We start from the raw sequence: 15,351 nt of genomic DNA, 5'->3' as shown, positions 1-15,351 counted from the left end.
TAAAAGCACGACTAAAGAAGTACCTACGAATGATATGAGGAGGGCAACGTGATGGCAGATCCCAAAGGCTTTTTGAAGTATCAGCGCAAAGATAATCCCATGCGTCCAATTATGCAGCGGGTCAAGGATTTTGATGCGTTGGAACTGGACGTCAGCATGGAGGAACGACGTAAACAGGCAGCGCGGTGTATGAATTGTGGCATTCCATTTTGTCATCATGGCGTCTTTTATGGTGGCGGTCGCGCGGTCAGCGGGTGTCCCAATGACAATCTGATTCCCGAATGGAACGATCTGGTTTACCGTGCAGAAGACAAGCGCGCGTTTGAACGGTTGAGTCGCTCCAACATGTTACCGGATATGACAGGACGCGTTTGTCCGGCACCCTGTGAAGTTTCCTGCGTTCAAGCACTTAACGGTCCCGGCGTTACCATTCGTAACAATGAAAAGTACATCATCGAGCAGGCGTTCAAAAATGGCTGGGTTGTTGCATCCGGAAATCCGCTGCAACGTACCGGGAAAAAAGTGGCGGTCATTGGTAGTGGTCCGGCTGGCATTTCCGCGGCGTGGCGGCTTAATCAATTAGGCCATTCCGTGACAATATTTGAACGGGATGATCGCTTCGGTGGCTTTTTGATGTATGGCATTCCCAACATGAAGCTGCCAAAGATCGTTGTTCAGCGGCGTATCGAAACACTGAAGCAAGTCGGGATTGAATTAGTTGCCAATACGGAAGTCGGTAAAGATATTTCCGCAGATGAACTCAAGCAGCAATTCGACCGGGTTATTGTTTGCACAGGTGCTCGCCAGGCTCGTGAGTTACCAGTCCCGGGGCGCGAGTTAGGCGGTATTGTTCAGGCAGTTGATTTTCTCAAGACAGCAACTCAGACAGTCCTCAAAGATGGTACCCAAGCGAATACCCAATTGAAAGGTAAACGCGTCTTGGTTCTCGGTGGCGGGGACACGGGCAATGATTGTATTGCAACCGCGATTCGCCAAGGTTGTGCCGGTGTGACGCAACTTGAAATTACCCCGGCGTTACCACCCAAGCGTACTGCTGGCAATCAGTGGCCAGAGTGGCCCATGACGTTAAAAGCCGGTTATGGCCAGAAGGAGGCAAAAGCGCTCTTTGGCGGCGATGTGACCACCTATGCCGCTACGGTGACTGCTTTCTTTGGCGAGCATGGTCAAGTGAGTGAAGCCGAGATTAGCCAAGTCGATCATTTTAAACCGATTGCGGGAACAGAGAAGAAAGTCAAAGTTGATCTGGTAGTGCTGGCCATGGGCTTTACCGGTCCGGAAGCCGATGTTTTTGATGCATTTGGGATTACTGCCAAGAATACTAACTTCACAACCAATGATACCCAGGTTTATGTTGCTGGTGATTGTCGCCGCGGCCCCAGCTTGGTTATTTGGGGGATTCACGAAGGCCGCATGTGTGCGGAAAAAGTCGATGCATCCTTGCAAACATTGGCAAGTGAAGCGTTATAGGTTGGCGGTTTAGCCTTTGAAAAAAGTCCCCTGTGGCAACGAATAAGTTGCTACAGGGGACTTTTTTGATAGGCATCTGTTAATGAATTGAAACCGGCGTTCCTGTTGGGATATGTTCATAAATCCATTTGGCATCAGAAATACTCAGCCGCACGCACCCGTGTGATCCCGGCTTTTTACCCAACTTTGCTGCTTCGGATTGAATGTAGTTACCGTTGACATCTGTCGGTACGGAATGAAAAAGATAGGTACCATGTAAGTAAAAACTGGTGTAATAATGTGCACCCATTTGCTCGTTAGGATTAAAGAATTCATAACCGCGCTCATCCTGAATGGTAAAGTCACCGTGCGGGGTTGTGTCGTCAATGCCCGTGGATGCATACATTGTATAAAGCGTTTTGCTGCCATCTTTAATAAATACCCGCTGCTTTTTCAAGTTTACATGCAAAGAGAGGTTGGGATGCTTGGAGACGTCAGGATAAGGCCGACTTTCGGAAGGTGCTTTCCAGTCAATCTTCTTAGGCGTAACCCGAGTAATTTCAGCAGCGGTGTAACTCGGCGTGTGGTTAGTCTTGGCGAGTTTTGTGACCGATGCATAGCTTGACGCTGTCGAAGCTGACTCTTTAGCATGTTGTCCGGTAAAGACTGCGATCAAACACACCGTTATGAAGACAGCAATGAAAAGCAGGCGATTCCGGTACTTTGGTTTCAGATGATGTGAATGAAGGTAATGCATCATCGCGGCAAGATGATGCATCAGTTCGGTTATTCGTTTCACATGTAGCATCCTTTCTATTCGCACTTGATGCATTTGCAGCAATAAAAATAAAACAACTTCACTGTTCACTGTATTATAAAGGATCGCCAAAGTCCAAACCAGTGCACGATTCCAGCACCTTTGCTCGTATCATCATGGCATTTTTCAACCATCACAAAAGCCCGACAGTCAATGCTGCCGAGCTTTTTGTAAGCGTGAGTCGGCTAGTCGGAAACGAACGGCTAAGTGGCCTTAATGGTTGTGTCCGAGGTTCTTACACGCTTGTTTTGTACTGATGGCGCACGTGATTGGGCAGATTAAAGCTCTTCGTCTACTCGAAGCGGCTGACCGGATTGGAGATCATCAATTTCGACAACCCGGAAGCTCTTCTTCTCTAGTCGAGATACAATTTCATTTAATGTATTTTCATCTGTACCGGCCGGCAAGGTGAAAAGCGTCCGCCGCACAAACTCGTCACGCTTAGCATCCAACGTGATACAACCGGAAATCGAAACGTAGCGAGCAAGGATTTTACTCATTTTTGCCAGGTCTCCACGTTCACCAGTTGACATGACCGTCAAAACGTAAGAGCCGACATCGACATTCCAAGCTTCTGACAGCATCCCAAGCAGTTTAGCGTGAGTCAAAATACCATAGAAGTTGGCATTTTCATCTAAAACAGCAATGTACGGCAGATCCTTGATGTTAAAGAAGACCTTAAAGAATGGCGCATTGACCGGAATGGTTTTGGTTGCATTCTTCAGCAGATAAGTAACCGGCAAACTCATATCGCCGCCTTGAGATTTATGGCGATAGATATGCATCTTGTAAATATTGCCGCGGAAGATCGTGCCGCTCTCATCTAGGATCGGCACACACCGAAAGCCGGAGTCTTCAAGGATCTTCAGCGCTTCTTCAAGGGTAACCGTTTCCTTGACAGTGGTCAGGAATTCCTTTTTTAATACTAACGACTTAATTAACATGCGCTTTCCTCCATCAAACAACTATCACTTTATTAAAATGTTCTAATCTTGCTTTATGATACCATAGTTCGCTGGCGGTGTAACGTTTTTCTGGGGTGTTCATGCGGAAGAAGACTGTCAGCGACCTGATAGCTATGTTTGATGAGTGCCGGTCAATAACTCTGACTTTCAAAAGAGCAGGGGTCGTTTCTGGCATGTCACCAGATAATGATCGCGTTGGGTTTTCGATGCATGACTGATGTTGCCGAAGTTATACCACTTGGCTTTCTGAATGCCCAATTGTTTCAGCGTTTTATTGATGAAGATTTTCTGAATGCTGTTTCCAGATGTGGTACGGAACCAAAATGTTGGTGATGTAGAAGTGGTGAAAACATAGGCTCGTTTTAAATTAGTCAAGCAGCCGCGGACGCCAGTTTTGGTGACAGTATGCGTTAAACCGTCGCCTTCCTTCATCACTTTATCAATGAAACCTTTGAGCATGCCAGGGACGCTGTTCCACCAAATTGGCGTGACGAAAATGATCCCTTGAGCTGTTTTTAATTGATCAAGATAATGTTTAACAAGCGGATCATGTGTTTGCCCTTGATGGAACAAGCGCAACTCTTCAATATCGTAAAAAGGTTGAAAGTGATCGCCGTATAGGTCGATGAGTTGATAATGAAGACCATGATCGGTGAGGTTTTTTTCTAAGTGCGTTAACACAGCATGATTAAAGCTGTGGGTGTAAGGGTGACAATACACGATCAAAATTAATTTAGTGGCCATATTCCTTGTGACGCCTCCTGGATGATGACATGCGATCTGCTTTTTTGCTGATTGCCAGCGAGACTAGTTGATGGATGACACGACATCATCAACAAGATCGCTAAACTTTTCGTGTTTACGATCCAACTCAAGTTTGACAATGACTAAACCATTGATGACAAGGGTGACTACTAACATGACAACCAAGTCGTGGGTCATTTGACCGCCTATTGAAATTGCTTCGCGCATGGCGTGGATGCCATAGGTCATGGGCAAGAATGGGCTAGAGATACGGGTGAAAACATTGGCTGTTTCCAACGGATAGACGCCGGTCGAAGCACCTAGTTGAAGAATCAATAAAATGGTGACCAGGTATTTGCCGAAAGCACCAAGAATGGTATTTAGGCCAAAAACACAGGTTATGAAGGTGATAGCCGTGACCAACATTGCTAAACAAGTGTTGCCAATGGATAACGGTTTTAGTCCTAGGCTCATGACAACGATGGCCTGACAGCCTACTTGAATCCCAATTAGAACTAACAGCAGACTATATTTGCTCCACCACCATGCAATTGCTTTGGTTGGTTTTGTTTTTGGTGAGTACATGTCGTACATAAAACTAAGCGAGATGCAGCCGACATAAAGGCCGATTGCAATCGCGAATGGTGCCATGCCGACGCCGTTAGTAGGTGTATGGGAAATGTCAACACGGGTTAAAGTGACAGGGGCGGATAATAAGTGAATATTCTTGGAGGCGACGGCTAGTCTGGGCTGCGTTTTAAGTGATTGGGTTAAGGCACTTTGAACCTTTGCCGTACCAGCTGTTAGCGAGGTCGCAGCGTTAGATAGTGCAATGTTCGATGAGGTTAGCTGCGTTGCCAACGGTTGGGCTGTACTCGGAAGGTTGTTACTGAGTGCGGTGATCGCCGTTTTCTGTTGCGACAGACCAGTGGATAAGGCTTGACTGCCGGCATTAAGTGCATCAATGGCAGTTAGTAATTTTGCGTTGCCTTGGGTTCCAGAAACGACCCCTGCCGTTAGATTTTTAAAGTAAATAGCGGAAATCTGTTGGTTGAGCTTGGCTTGAATAGCAGTGGCCGTGCCCTTTGCTATTTGTGAGGCAAAGAAATCTGTTCCTGGATTCACTTTGTACGTGATATTCATGGCCGTGGGATGTTGCGTTAAAAGTGATCGGGAGTCTTTTGAAAAATGATTTGGAATTTCAATGACAAGATAATAGTCGCCATTTTTCAAACCGCGGTCAGCTTCTTGTTTTGAAGTGACGTGATAATGCATTGAATCTGACTTGAGCACCCCTTTGACAAGATCTTTTCCGGCGTTAACCGCTTGACCGTTGTCGGTTATACCAGTGTCGTTATTGACAATTGCGGCAGGTAAATCCTTCGTGTGCTCGTAGGTGTTCCACATTGAAGAGAGATAGACACCTGAATAGATTGCCGGAATAAGAGTAATGAAGAAAAGAACAACGATCACCATTGGTCGTTTTAAGACAGATAACCATTCTGATTTAATCATGTTGCGCCTCCATATTTTTTTCGTTTATATTAACGGGATTAATATAAAAGGATATTAACGCGCCCTCATTTATATGTCAAGAATTAATATTGTTTCCGTTAATATTAACGTGGTAAGATATAGACAACATCATTGGAGGTTTTAGCATGAATAATGAGCAGATTATCCTTGGCTTGCTATATAAACATTCGAGAACAGGGTACGAATTGAACGAAGTCTTTAAAAATATTTTCAGTCATTTTTATGACGCTTCTTTTGGTATGATTTATCCAACCTTGCGACGTCTAGAGAAGAATGGCCTTGTTTCCAAAAAAATGGTCGTCCAAAGTGGGCGACCAAATAAAAATCAATATGCCATTACTGAAGAAGGTAAAAAGGTTTTTGAAGACTCGCTTGATGCGTCAGTTGTTCCGGATACCCGTCATTCAGATTTCTTGATGCGACTCTACTTTGGTGAATACGAATCGGATACAGCCTTACAAGCGATGATTCAACAGCAAATTGGGTGGTTAGGAATGCAAATTGACAAATTACAGTTGCGGCTAAAAGAATGGCCAAACATGACTAAAACCCAGCATCTTTCTTTTTCGGTTGGCATTGCCGAGTATGAGGCGCAGATCAAGACGTTAAAAGCATATTTACAGACAGACGAGCCAAAGGGAAACGACTCAGAGCACCGCTAGTCTTCGAGGTGACAGCTGTAATTCTGATTGGATAAACATGTACGTCCAATCATGGCCAAAAAAAGACTTGATTCCGTAGTAGTTTGGAATCAAGCCATTTCTTGTACCTTCATTTTATCAGGTACGTCTTAATACACGATCACAGGCGTGCCTTCGTCAACTGCGGCATACAACTTTGCCATGAAGTCTGGCGGGTTGTTGACACATCCATGCGATCCGTGTTCCTTGTACCAGTCGCCGCCGTACTTAGGCTGCCACGGACTATCGTGGAGGCCGACCCCGGTGTAATCAATTGGCATCCAGTACGAAACAGGACTGGCGTAGTCGCTGCCATCGTCGTTTTTTCCACGTAGCGTTGCGTTACGCTGTTTGGACCAGACATAGAAGACGCCGGATGGGGTGTCTTGACCTGGCTTACCGGTGACAATGTCGGAGTCCATGACGACTTTACCATCTTTAATATACCATTCATGTTGTTTTTCTTTGGATACTTCAACGTACGTGTTGCCAATGTCGCCGTCTGTTGAGTAACCGGAACCGTTGTGGACAATTTCTTTATTGAGATCCTGTCCGGCTTTGACACTGGCAACAATCATGGCGGTTGTGGCGCTAACATTAATGCTCCAGCCATAGGTGCCAGCAGGAACACTCACTGTTCCTTGTTGTTGCGAGTTGAATTGACGCGTTTTTTTGATGGTGCTGTACTGTTGCGATAAGGCAGAAACGTAATTGGTAACGGCCTGACTTGAAACCGTTGCCTTGCCATTATCGTTTATGATCCAACTCATCACGGTTGCTTGCGGAACGGTCACCGTTTTGGTCTGAATCTGCAATGAAACATTAGTCCCTGCCAGCTTGTTCATGTCGCGTTCGGTTGTTTGCAAGCTGCTACTAGACGCGGTAACAGTCGGCTTCTTGTACGCAGCGGCCAGATTAACGGTTTGCTGATGATTATCAAGGACATTCGTTACCGTTGTTGCAAGCTTATCCGCATCGATTTGGGTACCGTTGACTTCTTTTTGAATCTTATATTTAGTGCCATCCGCGACTAGTTTTGCATTTTCCGGCCCCTGACGCCCTTGATTAAGCTTGTCAGCAGTCGTCTGAGCAAACTTGGTTAAGGCCGTCTTATTAATTGACGGGTCTTCCTCGGCATGGGCTTTTTGGCCCGCAAAAATGGAAGTTGTCCATTGCCAAGGATTTTGCTTATTCAGCACTTGAGTAAGTCCTTGATTGAAGTCTTGACTGATACCCAAAGCACTGCCTTTGACTTTCAAGACTTTTTTATCATCTTCAACAAAGGTATATTGGCGTTCACTAAATTGTTGGATGAGTTTCTTATTTGCCGCGCTAACGGTTTGATCGGAAACATCAACGCCCAGAACTTCTGTATTGGGCAAAAAATGATCGCGGTAGTGCATACTTCGGAAGATATAGAATCCGCCTAGAAGAATGACTACGGCGCCGAGCGCGAGGAGCCACCATTTTTTCTTATTCACTGATTGCTGCCTCCTGCTTCTTGTTTGTTCCTGTTTCGTAACAAGCACTTCCTTAAAAATGACGTTATTTTTACTTATTATAAGATACCAACGCCGGAAATAAAAGCAACGCCTCTCGAACGGTGGTGAAGGAACTGCGGTATCATACCACTTACAGTTAATGAACGGTAAACTTAAAAAAACATTATGAAACGAAGCGCAAGCCAATGACTTTGAAAAGCACAGACTGGTGATGATATGGGAATTGAGTCGGCCATCTTCGGTATTGGTTGACGCCACCTGCATCGGTTGTGGTGGCGTAAACGAAATCAACCCCAGAGACGTTTTTCATCTCTGGGGTTGATCCACTTTGATACTCACTGATTAAATCACGGTTGACGCCGGTTTAAAATCAGTTATGGTGAAGATTACTGACGTGTTTCGATGTCGTTCTTAGCAAACGCATCGGTCAGAACTTTCTTCAATTGTGAAGCCGACTTCTGCATGGATTCTTCTTCGTGGTCGGTCAATGGGATTTCCAGAATGTTCTGGATACCATTGCGGTTGATCACAGCAGGTGTACCAATGTAGATGTCGTTCAAGCCGTATTGGCCGTCCATGTAAACGGACAATGGGAGTACCGCATTTTCATCGTTAAGAATTGCTTTGGAAATCCGTGCCAAAGCAGTTGCGATACCGTAGAAGGTTGCACCCTTGAGTTTGATGATTTCGTAAGCAGCGTCACGAACGTCTTCAAACATCTTAACGAGTTTGTCTTCTTTGATTTCTGGATGTGCTTTAACCCATTCAGCGATGGTAACGCCACCAATGTTAGCGTGGGACCATACAGGAAATTCTGTGTCGCCGTGTTCACCCATGATATATGCGTGGACGGAACGAGCATCAACGTTAACCATTTCAGCAATGGATTGACGGAAACGAGCGGTGTCCAGAGAAGTACCTGAACCAACAACCCGGTTCTTCGGGAATCCGGAAAGCTTCCAAGTAGCATAAGTCAAGATATCAACTGGGTTAGCAGCAACCAAGAAGATACCGTTAAAGCCAGAATCCACGATAGGGTCAACAATGGACTTCAAAATCTTCAAGTTCTTGTTAACCAGATCCAAGCGAGTTTCGCCAGGCTTTTGAGGAGCACCAGCAGTGATAACAACCAGATCAGCATCCTTGGCATCGCTGTATTCAGCAGAATAAATCTTCTTAGGACTGGTGAATGGGAGCGCGTTACTTAAATCAATTGCGTCACCTTTCGTCTTGTCCTTGAAAATGTCAACGATCCCGATTTCTTGAGCGATACCTTGCAAAACCATTGCATAGGCATAGCTTGAACCAACGGCGCCATCACCAACGAGAATAACTTTTTGGTGATCCTTATCCGTAATACTTGCCACGGTGATATCATCCTTTCTTATGTGCATGCAAACTGCATTTCATTGTGAGTATAACACATTATCAAATCACTGAAACAAAATTGACTGACTTTTTCATGATTTTGTCATTGTTAAAAAGCGGGGCTGAGCCTTACAATGCCAAGGCTTGTGAATCCTGAGACAAGCTGGCTTTCAGGAACGTAAACGCTTGCAACATCTATTTTCACGAATTAACAAAACTTAACAGTTCGCAGAAAGGGAGACATACAGTCAGTCAGCCGGCATGTGTTATACTACTTACTAATAGAAAACAGTGCGCGGACATGCAGCATTTAACATTCGGCGAAGCAACACCAAGCAGCTAACTTCTTTATCTGGGTTAGGCGTTTGGTGTTCTTCGCTTGGCTTGGTTAAGTGTCAGCATCACCGGTAAACCAAGCAGGATTGCATGAATTTAAGCTCGATACGATGAGGAGATAATATGAAAATGATTGTGGGTCTGGGAAATCCCGGACGTCAATATGCAGGCACGAAGCACAATATGGGATTCATGGTGGTTGATGGCTTGGCACAGCGAATGGGGCTCACCCTTAACAAGCTTGAATTCGATGCTGCCACAGCAACGACACGTGTTCATGATGAAAAAGTTTTCCTGGTTAAACCACAGACCTATATGAACGCGTCGGGACGCGCAGTGCGGCAGTTAATGATGTATTACCAGATTAGGTTAGACGAAATTCTAGTGGTACACGATGATATGGATCTGACATTGGGCAAGTTACGATTGCGCCAGCGAGGATCAGCCGGCGGTCACAACGGTATCAAGGACATTATCAGCGCTACGGGAAGTGACGAATTCTATCGGTTAAAGATCGGCATTCAGCACCCGCAGCGGCAGCGAGTTGTGGACTGGGTGTTGACCCCATTTGCCAAAACCGATCAACCAGTGATTGATGCTGCTATCACTAAAGCGGATGATGCATTGGAAGATTGGCTAAACGGCATGCCATTTGCCCAGTTGATGAATAAGTTTAATTAAAACTTGCCCCTCGCTGGCTGATGAAGCTTGGGGTAATGGGTAAACTTGAAGAATATGAAAGAAGCAGGTGGAGCGATGAATTTAATCGACATGGTGCAGGCAGATCCGGAACTGTCGGCATTATGGCCTAAGCTCGAGACAGGCCGCCATTTGGTGACAGGACTATCAGGTTCGGCCAAGACGGTCTTTTTTGGCGCACTCTTGCAGCAGCAAAAAAAGCAGCTGCTGATTGTCGAAAATAATCGGTTTCATGCAGACGAGTTGGCAGCAGATTTGAGTAGTTTATTAGGCGATGCGCTTGTTTATGATTTTCCGGTTGAAGATGTATTGGCGGCTGAAGTGGCGGTCAGTTCACCGGAAACCCGCAACGACCGGATCAACGCACTGACCTTTATTCAAAGCGGCCAACCGGGCATTATTGTTACCAGCCTGGCAGGATATAAGCGAATTTTACCCGCACCGGCTGCATGGGCGGCAAGTGAGTTGGTTGTTGATATGGATTCAGAGCTTGATCCGCAAACGGTCGCCAAGCAGCTTGTGGCGATGGGTTATCGGCGTGATTCATTAGTGAGTGCGCCCGGCCAATTTGCCATTCGCGGTGGGATTATCGATATTTATCCATTAAATCAGGATGATCCGATTCGCATTGAGTTGTTTGATACGGAAATCGACTCGATTCGCAGCTTCGACATTGCTACCCAGCGCAGTTTGAAAAAGCTTGATCAGATTGTCATTGCACCGGCTACTGACATGATCGCTTCCGATCAGGTGCTGACCGATGCCGGTGCGCGAATCGGTAAGCAGGCAACAGCTTACAAAGCGAAAGTCAAGGATGCAGCGGCAAAGCAAGCGATTACCGATGGCTTGTTGACGACCAGCCAGCAGTTACAAGCATTAGAACGGCCAGAAAACCTGGCATTGTATGCGCCGGAGCTGTATCCGGAACATCACCGCATTACTGATTATCTTGCCGGTGATGCGCTGGTAGCGTTTGATGATTACAGTCGCCTGTTGGATAGTGATACGAATTTGGTGCAGGATACGGCTGAATGGTATTCACAGCTGCAAGAGGAAGGCCGTTTGTTGCCTAAAACACCTAATCCTACGATCCAAGCGCTTAATCAGCGTGATCGGCATCCGCGGCTTTACTTGAGCCTTTTCCAAAAAGGAATGGGTCAGTTGCGGTTGGATAGCTTGACTAACGTGCCGAGTCGCAATGTTCAACAATTCTTTAGTCAGATGCCATTGCTCAAAACCGAAACGGATCGGTGGGTGAAACAAAAGCAGACCGTGGTTTTCCTGGTTTCCGATAAGAACCGTTTGGATAAGCTGAGTGCTACTTTACATGATTTTGAGATTAGTAATGTGGTGACCGAACCTAATCAGCTGCTTTCAGGAAAAGTTCAGTTAACCGATGGCAGTCTGAAGAACGGCTTTGAATTGCCGGATTTGAAGCTGGTAGTGGTGACAGAACACGAGCTGTTCAATGCTCGGCAGCGGCGGCGGGCTCGCCATCAGACGTTGGCAAATACGGAACGCCTCCGCAGCTATAATGAATTAAAGCCTGGCGATTATGTTGTTCATGTCAACCACGGGATTGGGCAATATACCGGCATGGAGACGCTTGAAGTTGACGGTGTCCATCGCGATTACATCACCATCGTTTATCGCAACAATGACAAACTGTTTATTCCGGTTGACCAATTAAATCTGGTTCAGAAATATGTTTCTGCAGATGGCAAAACGCCTAACGTCAATAAGCTTGGCGGTACCGAGTGGCAAAAGACCAAACGCAAAGTGGCGGCTCGAATCGAAGACATTGCCGACGAGCTGATTGACTTGTACGCAAAACGGGAAGCGGAAAAAGGTTATGCTTTCGGGCCGGATGATGATCTGCAGCAAAAATTTGAAGATGAGTTTCCTTATCCCGAGACGCCTGATCAACTGCGATCGGCAAAAGAAATTAAGCGGGATATGGAGAAACCCAAACCCATGGATCGCTTGCTTGTCGGGGATGTGGGCTTTGGCAAAACCGAAGTCGCGTTACGGGCAGCATTTAAAGCAGTTGACTATGGTAAGCAGGTCGCAATTTTAGTACCGACTACCATCTTGGCGCAGCAACATTTTGACACCATGAAGGATCGATTTGCCGATTTTCCGGTTAAAATCGGCTTGTTATCGCGCTTCCAGACACCGCATCAAAATAAAATGACGATTAAAGGACTCAAAAACGGCACGATTGACATTGTTGTCGGCACCCATCGACTGCTTTCTAAAGATGTGGCATTTCGTGACCTCGGTTTGTTGGTGATTGATGAAGAGCAGCGTTTTGGGGTGAAGCACAAGGAACGGATTAAGCAACTGAAAAGCAATGTGGATGTGTTAACGCTGACGGCAACGCCAATTCCACGTACGCTAAACATGTCGATGCTTGGCGTGCGGGACTTAAGTGTCATTGAGACGCCACCGACAAATCGCTATCCGATTCAGACCTTTGTGATGGAGCAAAACCCCGGGGTCATTCGGGAAGCCATCGAACGCGAAATGGAACGCGGTGGTCAAGTCTTTTACCTGCATAATCGGGTGGAGGATATGGAGCGAACCGTGAGTCAATTGGAAGAGCTAGTGCCTGACGCTAGCATCGGGTATGCCCACGGTCAGATGACGGAAACCCAGCTGGAAAATGTCATCTATGATTTTCTGCATGGCGCGTATGACGTATTAGTGACCACGACCATTATTGAAACCGGGGTCGATATGCCGAACGCCAATACGCTGATTATTGAAAATGCGGATCATTATGGATTGTCCCAGTTGTATCAGTTACGCGGACGTATCGGGCGTTCCAGCCGTGTTGCTTACGCTTATTTCATGTATCAACCGATGAAGGTACTTAATGAAGTGGCCGAAAAACGGCTGCAGGCGATTAAGGATTTCACGGAATTAGGTAGCGGCTTTAAGATTGCGATGCGTGATTTGTCGATTCGCGGTGCGGGGAACTTGTTAGGCAAACAACAGCATGGATTTATTGATTCGGTTGGGTATGACTTGTACACGCAGATGTTACAAGAGGCGGTTAACAAACGCCGCGGACTTAAAACCGTTCAAAAAACCGATGCGGAAATCGACTTGGGTCTGGAAGCATACCTGCCAACGGATTATGTTGCCGACTCGCGCCAGAAAATTGAACTGTACAAACGGATTCGTGAAGCAGACAGTGATGAAGCCGAAACCGAGATTAGTGAAGATTTGATTGATCGATTCGGCGATTATCCACAGCCGGTGACGAATCTTTTGGCAATCGCACATCTGAAACGTTTCGCTGATTTGGCTTGGGTGGATCACGTCCAGAAAAACGACCAGAAAATGACGGTGGTGTTAACCCCGCAAGCGACTGCTAAAGCACAAGGCGAACCGATCTTCAAGGCGTTGGCGGCTACGACTTTGAAAGCACAAGTAGCAATTGCCGATGGAAAGCTGACGGTAACGCTCGCTGTGCCAGCAACCATGAAAGAAGACGAGTGGCTAGGGCAACTAACTGCTTTCATGAAGGGATTGCTGGCGGTTGTGAATCCGCAGCCGGGAAAAAAGCCTGCCGCCTAATAAGATGAACTGCTGGATATCGATGTGCGCTGCGTTATTTTGGCACAGCGATGCAGCGATGTTGATAGGAGATCACCATGCATAATCAACAAATGAAACATTTGATGCGCGGTGCGTGGATCTTGAGTCTTAGTTCCTTGATTGCAAAGATTCTAAGCGCCGTTTATCGCGTTCCTTTCCAGAATATGGTTGGCGACACTGGGTTTTACGCCTATCAGCAAATTTATCCGATTTATGGACTGGGCATGACGTTTGCGTTGTCAGGGTTTCCGGTTTATATCTCCAAGCTGGTTGCAGAAGCTGACAGTCTCGAAGCCAAACGAACAGTGGCCCATCAAAGTCGGGTCATTTTGACTTGGATTTCGTGGGCGTTATTTTTGGGACTCGAATTTTTTGGGGCCGCAATTGCGCAGGCGATGGCGGATCCGGAATTGTTGCCGTTAATCCAAATGGTGGCCTTTATGTTCTTAACCATGCCGCTACTGGCAACTGGCCGCGGTTATTTTCAAGGCACTTTTGATATGGTAAAAACCGCAACGAGTCAAGTGGTTGAACAGCTTGTCCGGGTGGCGGTGATTCTGCTAGCGGCTTGGTGGTTTCTGCAATATCACTGGAGCGTTTATCAAATGGGCGCTGTTGCCATGAGTGGGGCATTTTTTGGCGGGGCCGCCGCTGCTTTGACTTTATGGCGGCCTTATCGGCAAGTTTTTGGTCAGCAGCAGTATCAATTTCCCGGGCTTCACGCATACGGCCGCTTAATTAGTCGGTTTATCCGTGAAGGTGGGGCGATTACGCTTTATGCGGCTTTGTTGATCTTGCTACAGCTGATTGACAGCTTCACGGTGACGAAAGGTTTGACTGGTTCAGGGATTGCAATGGCAACTGCCAAGAGCTTAAAAGGGGTTTATGATCGCGGCCAGCCACTGGTCCAATTGGGTTTGGTGGTGGCAGCGTCTTTGTCTACAACGTTGCTACCCAGTCTGACTCAGGCGCGGCAATTACGACAGCGCCGCCAGTTCATTCAGCGCGGAGCCGAATTAGTCCATTTCAACTTAGCCTTTGCGCTGGCGGCGGCTTCGGGACTGATTGTCTTGATGCCGGCGATTAATCTATTATTGTTTGGCGATACGGCTGGCACTTATGCCTTGCAGTTATATGCACTTGCCATTGCCGTTGTTGCCATGATCAACGCGTATAATGCGATTTTGCAAAGCCTTGATCGGTATACAGGGATCAGTGTGGCCTTATTACTCGGCATTGTGGTGAAGGCGCTGAGCAATGAACCACTGGTGATGCGCTTTGGAACAGCAGGAGCAAGCGGGGCGACAATTTTGGCCTTGGGTGTGATCCTGTGCTTGATTTATTATGCAGTTCCTGAGACGATCAAAGGCAGAAGTGCACTGCGGCTGTTTGTACCCAAGCTTGTTGCCGTGACCGGGATTATGACGGTTATTGTGCATGTTACGGTGGGATGGATTCCGCTGAGCTCAAGAACTGTGGCAGTCGGTGTCACGTTGCTTGGCGTTGTCATCGGCGTCGTGGTCTTCTTGATTGCCGGAACATGGCTGCGATTGTTGACGTTACGCGAGATGCTAGATCTGCCAGGCGGGAAAAAGTATTTACGATTGTTACGACGAATAAAAGCGAGGTAA

At 46.7% G+C, this 15,351-nt stretch carries 11 protein-coding genes; 5 read left to right on the top strand and 6 right to left on the bottom strand.

Translation table 11 applies throughout. From position 1 onward, the window contains the following. Positions 1-51 precede the first annotated feature (51 nt). Positions 52-1,488 (top strand): glutamate synthase subunit beta, encoded by a 1,437-nt coding sequence (locus EL173_RS13025; protein ID WP_019728346.1) that lies wholly within the window; start codon positions 52-54, stop codon positions 1,486-1,488. A gap of 79 nt (positions 1,489-1,567) precedes the next feature. Here EL173_RS13025 and EL173_RS13020 read toward each other — a convergent pair whose 3' ends face one another. The 4 genes from EL173_RS13020 to EL173_RS13005 all read right to left on the bottom strand — a co-directional run bounded on the left by EL173_RS13020 (position 1,568) and on the right by EL173_RS13005 (position 5,508). After that, the gene (locus EL173_RS13020) at positions 1,568-2,266 is read right to left on the bottom strand and encodes a L,D-transpeptidase (protein WP_014571605.1); all 699 of its coding nucleotides are present in this window, start codon (positions 2,264-2,266) and stop codon (positions 1,568-1,570) included. Between the two features lie 296 nt (positions 2,267-2,562). Beyond that, complete coding sequence (cbpA, locus tag EL173_RS13015; RefSeq protein ID WP_005686626.1) at positions 2,563-3,228, bottom strand: cyclic di-AMP binding protein CbpA; 666 nt, start codon at positions 3,226-3,228, stop codon at positions 2,563-2,565. 168 nt (positions 3,229-3,396) lie between these two features. Next, a complete protein-coding gene (locus EL173_RS13010; RefSeq protein WP_005691229.1) occupies positions 3,397-3,993 on the bottom strand; it encodes an NAD(P)H-dependent oxidoreductase in 597 nt (198 codons plus the stop codon). Between the two features lie 63 nt (positions 3,994-4,056). Continuing rightward, a complete protein-coding gene (locus EL173_RS13005) occupies positions 4,057-5,508 on the bottom strand; it encodes a YhgE/Pip family protein (RefSeq protein WP_005691232.1) in 1,452 nt (483 codons plus the stop codon). A 146-nt stretch (positions 5,509-5,654) separates the two neighbouring features. Between EL173_RS13005 and EL173_RS13000 the strand changes: the two genes are divergently transcribed. Beyond that, positions 5,655-6,191: a PadR family transcriptional regulator gene (locus EL173_RS13000; RefSeq protein WP_005691234.1), complete on the top strand. Its 537-nt coding sequence runs from the start codon at positions 5,655-5,657 to the stop codon at positions 6,189-6,191. A 128-nt stretch (positions 6,192-6,319) separates the two neighbouring features. Here EL173_RS13000 and EL173_RS12995 read toward each other — a convergent pair whose 3' ends face one another. After that, a complete protein-coding gene (locus tag EL173_RS12995; RefSeq protein WP_014571603.1) occupies positions 6,320-7,690 on the bottom strand; it encodes a L,D-transpeptidase family protein in 1,371 nt (456 codons plus the stop codon). Between the two features lie 407 nt (positions 7,691-8,097). Beyond that, a complete protein-coding gene (locus EL173_RS12990) occupies positions 8,098-9,105 on the bottom strand; it encodes an L-lactate dehydrogenase (protein WP_003662706.1) in 1,008 nt (335 codons plus the stop codon). A 433-nt stretch (positions 9,106-9,538) separates the two neighbouring features. On the opposite strand from EL173_RS12990, the gene pth reads away from it, so the two are divergent. The 3 genes from pth (at position 9,539) to EL173_RS12975 (ending at position 15,351) form a co-directional block, all read left to right on the top strand. Further along, entirely contained in the window at positions 9,539-10,096 is a 558-nt protein-coding gene (gene pth, locus EL173_RS12985) for an aminoacyl-tRNA hydrolase (RefSeq protein ID WP_005691240.1), read from the top strand. Positions 10,097-10,171: 75 nt separating this feature from the next. Continuing rightward, positions 10,172-13,699 (top strand): transcription-repair coupling factor, encoded by a 3,528-nt coding sequence (mfd, locus tag EL173_RS12980; RefSeq protein ID WP_014571600.1) that lies wholly within the window; start codon positions 10,172-10,174, stop codon positions 13,697-13,699. Between the two features lie 77 nt (positions 13,700-13,776). Further along, positions 13,777-15,351, top strand: coding sequence for a putative polysaccharide biosynthesis protein (locus EL173_RS12975; protein ID WP_005691245.1), 1,575 nt, complete (start codon positions 13,777-13,779; stop codon positions 15,349-15,351).

The organism is Lacticaseibacillus rhamnosus, assembly GCF_900636965.1.
GTDB classification, from domain to species: Bacteria; Bacillota; Bacilli; order Lactobacillales; family Lactobacillaceae; genus Lacticaseibacillus; species Lacticaseibacillus rhamnosus.
The sequence above is the reverse complement of the archived record's forward strand: the minus strand, read 5'-3'. Positions and strand labels throughout refer to the sequence as shown.